The sequence below is a fragment of the Rickettsiales bacterium genome, from assembly GCA_033762595.1.
Lineage (GTDB): Bacteria > Pseudomonadota > Alphaproteobacteria > Rickettsiales > UBA8987 > JANPLD01.
The window spans coordinates 1-3,728 of the sequence record JANRLM010000123.1 but is presented as its reverse complement, the minus strand read 5'-3'; the positions used below and the strand labels follow the sequence as shown (position 1 = coordinate 3,728).

General features: G+C 35.9%; 6 protein-coding genes. 5 read left to right on the top strand and 1 reads right to left on the bottom strand.

From position 1 onward, the window contains the following. Position 1 precedes the first annotated feature (1 nt). The 5 genes from ppa (at position 2) to SFT90_08425 (ending at position 3,445) form a co-directional block, all read left to right on the top strand. Positions 2 to 529 carry an inorganic diphosphatase gene (gene ppa, locus SFT90_08445; GenBank protein MDX1950503.1) on the top strand — a complete coding sequence of 176 codons (528 nt, stop codon included), beginning with the start codon at positions 2 to 4 and terminating at the stop codon, positions 527 to 529. A gap of 13 nt (positions 530 to 542) precedes the next feature. Next, positions 543 to 1,496, top strand: a complete 954-nt coding sequence (locus SFT90_08440) for a lysylphosphatidylglycerol synthase transmembrane domain-containing protein (GenBank protein ID MDX1950502.1) — start codon at positions 543 to 545, stop codon at positions 1,494 to 1,496. Beyond that, on the top strand, positions 1,486 to 2,175 hold the full coding sequence (locus SFT90_08435) for an epoxyqueuosine reductase QueH (protein MDX1950501.1): 690 nt from the start codon (positions 1,486 to 1,488) through the stop codon (positions 2,173 to 2,175). Before SFT90_08440 ends, SFT90_08435 begins: the two co-directional genes overlap by 11 nt. A 186-nt stretch (positions 2,176 to 2,361) precedes the next feature. Continuing rightward, positions 2,362 to 2,973 (top strand): redoxin domain-containing protein, encoded by a 612-nt coding sequence (locus SFT90_08430; protein MDX1950500.1) that lies wholly within the window; start codon positions 2,362 to 2,364, stop codon positions 2,971 to 2,973. Next, the gene (locus tag SFT90_08425; protein ID MDX1950499.1) at positions 2,951 to 3,445 is read left to right on the top strand and encodes a GNAT family N-acetyltransferase; all 495 of its coding nucleotides are present in this window, start codon (positions 2,951 to 2,953) and stop codon (positions 3,443 to 3,445) included. Before SFT90_08430 ends, SFT90_08425 begins: the two co-directional genes overlap by 23 nt. A gap of 1 nt (position 3,446) precedes the next feature. On the opposite strand, the gene SFT90_08420 is transcribed toward SFT90_08425, so the two are convergent. After that, positions 3,447 to 3,728, bottom strand: a 282-nt coding sequence (locus SFT90_08420) for a phage portal protein (GenBank protein ID MDX1950498.1), incomplete at its 5' end; no start/stop codon positions are given.

Genomic DNA, 3,728 nt, shown 5'->3' with positions numbered 1-3,728 from the left:
TATGGATATATCTAAAATTACAGCCGGTAAAAACCCACCTTTTGATGTAAATGTGGTGATTGAAGTTCCTGCTAATTCTCAGCCAGTAAAATATGAATTTGATAAAGATTCTGGCTTTATCACCGTTGATAGGTTTCTCTCAACGCCAATGTTTTATCCGTGCAATTATGGTTTTATTCCAAACACACTTTCAGGCGACGGCGACCCTGTTGATGTTTTAGTGGTTTCACCTTATCAGTTAGTTCCGGGTTGCGTTATTAGGTGTAGGCCAATTGGTGTTCTTAAAATGGAAGATGAAAAAGGTGAAGATGAAAAAATCATCGCAGTTCCACACAATAAACTAACTGGAATGTATGATGATATTGCCTCTTACCAAGATTTACCAGAAACTTTAGTTAATCAAATCAAGCATTTCTTTGAGAGATATAAAGATCTTGAAAAAGGTAAATTTGTTAAAGTTACAGGTTTTGAAGGCAAAGATAAAGCCGAAGAAATGATCTCAAACGGAGTTAAAAGGGTTGCGGCCTAAGCGGTGATTAAAAGTGACTCCCAAGAAAAAGAAAAAATTATATATAAATCTTCTCAAATTATTTTTGAGTTCACTTTTGATTTACTTTGTTGTTACTAAACTTGATTTTAATAAACTAGAAAAGCTCCTCAGCAATATTGATTTTGCTTACATAGCAATTGCATTAATTAGCATTCTGATTGCTCAGATTTTCGGCGGTTATAGAATGCGTTATTATTATCAAGTTGCGGGAATGAATTTTAACGCCTTTTATGCGGTTTGTTTCTATTTCATTGGCACAATGTTTAATGTAGTTTTGCCCGGTGGCATTGGCGGAGATGGCTATAAAGCCTATTATTTTCAGAAGAAATTTCGCTTCCCTTGGCAGCAATCAATATTAGCAACGATTCGTGGTAGAGCCAGTGGGCTGTTTTTTCTGATATTATTTCTGCTCGTTTTCGCATATTTTTATCAAGGTCATATTAACTTTCCTTACATCAGAGAAATTATAATTTTAGGGCTTTTATTGATATTTCCAGCCTATTCATATTCCGCCAAAATTTTACTCAAAGAAAGCCTCAAAGTGCAATTAGGTGCTACCAGATTTTCCTTCATTGTTCAGCTATTTTATTTGGTTGCAATTCTTGCAATCCTTGAATCTTTTGGTGGGGAATCCGTAACCAGTTTGCTTGGCTATGTTGTTGTGTTTTTAATCGCAAATATAGTTGCAATTATCCCTATTTCTATTGGTGGGCTTGGCATTAGAGAGTTCACTTACATCACTTTCGCTGGTATTATGAACCTTGATAAGGATACTGGCGTTGCGGCATCATTCCTTTTTTATATCGCTTACAGCACTATTGCTTTAATTGGCTTTCTGCCTTATTTATTCATTGAAAAGCTAGATAATTTCCAGCTTAAATTCTTTGATTATCGCAAAGCTAATAACATCTTAGAAAAAGAGGAAGAAGAAAAAGATGAAAATTAATATCCCACAAAATATTCTTGATGAGCGGCCAGAAATTGAGCTGGAAGCACCAGATGATGAAACCAAAATTTTGCTTCATTCCTGCTGTGCACCTTGTAGTGGTGAGGTTATTGAGGCGATGGTTAAATCTGGGCTTGATTTAACTATCTATTTTTATAACCCAAATATTCACCCTTTGAAAGAATATGAAATCCGCAAGAATGAAAATAAAAGATACGCTGATAAGCTAGGGCTTGAATTTATTGACGCTGATTATGATGTTCAAAACTGGTTTTCCAAAGCTAAAGGTATGGAATATGAGCCAGAAAGGGGCAAAAGATGCACAATGTGCTTTGATATGCGATTTGTGAAATCCGCAGAATACGCAAAAGAAAACGGCTTTAAGGTATTCACCAGCTCGCTTGGTATTTCTCGCTGGAAAAATATGGAGCAGATAAATGATTGCGGTTTAAGGGCGGCCGATTTAATCGGTGATGTGAAATATTGGACATACAATTGGCGTAAAGATGGCGGTGGTGCTAGAATGTATGAGATTGCCAAAAGAGAAAATTTTTATAAGCAAGAATATTGCGGTTGCATTTATTCACTAAGAGATACAAATAATTGGCGAGAATCTCAAGGTAGAGAAAAAATAACTATCGGTGAACAATTTTATCAGCAAAAACTAGACGAGATTTGATGTTGATTATATTCATTCCGTCTCCCGTTTACGGGGGAGGGTTAGGGTGGGGGCAAAGATTTGCATAAATCAAACCTTTTTATAATGCCCCACTCTTAATCTCCCCCCGCAAGCAGGGGGAGAAATATAAGTAAAAATCAATAGAAAATATTACTAACTACTTATTACGCTAACCTACTAATAACAATGAAAAATATTCTTAAAATTTTTACTTTAATAATTTTATTTTTGACAGCTGGGAGCAATTTTTGCTACGCACAAAATGTTGGTGAAACCGCCCCAAATATCAAAGCAAAAGATATCACTGGTAAAGATTTCAACCTTGAGGAAAAGCGAGGAAATATAATAGTTTTAGAGTGGAATAACCCCACCTGCCCTTTTGTTAGAAAGCATTATGAGACAAACAATATTCAGAACCTTCAAAAAACCTACACAGAAAAAGGCGTGATTTGGATTACAATCAATTCATCTGCAGAAGGCAGAGAAGGTTTTTTCAAAAATGATATTGATGCAAAAGGCTGGTTTGAAGCCTCAAAGCTTTTCGCAACTCATTACATCAGGGATCAATTTGGTGAAATCGGCAGAGAATATAGAGCAACCACCACGCCACAATTTTATATTATCAATAAAAATGGTGAAATTGCTTACTCTGGTGCTGTGGATAATATACCATCTGCTAGTAAATCTGATGTAGAAAAGGCAGAAAATTATATCTCTAAAGCCCTAGATGAACTTCTTGCAGAAAAGGAAGTAACTAAAAAAATTACAAGCCCTTATGGCTGCTCAGTTAAATATTAGACCTTTCAAACCCTCGGATTCTGAAGCGATTTGGCAGATTTTTAGCGAAGTTATTAAATCAGGTGAAACCTATGTTTTCACCACAGAAACCACAAAAGAAGAAGCGATAGATTATTTCACCAGCCCCAAAAATAAATGTTTTATAGCCGAGTTTGATAATAAAATTGCCGGCTTCTATGCAATTCGCAAAAATAGAGTTGGTTTGGGGGATCACATAGGTAATGCAAGCTACATGATATCCCCTTATTTCCAAGGCAAAGGAATTGGCAAAGCCCTTGGGAAGCATTCTATAGAGCAAGCCAAAAAAGATGGCTTTTCAGCGATGCAATTTAATTTTGTTGTTTCAACTAATTTGCCTGCTGTAAATCTCTGGAAATCGCTTGGATTCAATATAATTGGCACAATTCCAAAAGCCTTCAGACATTCAAAACTTGGTCTTGTTGATGCTTATATTATGCATTTAGCTTTTTAAGTTAACTCCCAATCCCTAGAATATTTCTTTTCTCATCATTAGTGAGGAAATCAGATTGGTTCAACCTATTCCACAAAGTTTCCCTTCTTGGCATAAGGGCTGGGATATTTTCAATATCCAATTTTAATGTCAAATTTTCTAGGTTAAACATCGGCAATAACCAATGATTCATTGCTTGGCAATATTCTTCCGCAAGGGGGAGAATTGTTTGCTCCCAAAATTCTAATCTCGCCTCTGCTAAATTGCTATAAGTGTTATCCCCCGGAATTCCAAGTAATTGCGG

Excerpts from the sequence above, each read along its gene's own strand:
- SFT90_08435 (MDX1950501.1), top strand. The coding sequence starts at position 1,486 with ATGAAAATTAATATCCCACAAAATATTCTTGATGAGCGGCCAGAAATT.
- SFT90_08425 (MDX1950499.1), top strand. The coding sequence starts at position 2,951 with ATGGCTGCTCAGTTAAATATTAGACCTTTCAAACCCTCGGATTCTGAA.
- ppa (MDX1950503.1), top strand. The coding sequence starts at position 2 with ATGGATATATCTAAAATTACAGCCGGTAAAAACCCACCTTTTGATGTA.
- SFT90_08430 (MDX1950500.1), top strand. The coding sequence starts at position 2,362 with ATGAAAAATATTCTTAAAATTTTTACTTTAATAATTTTATTTTTGACA.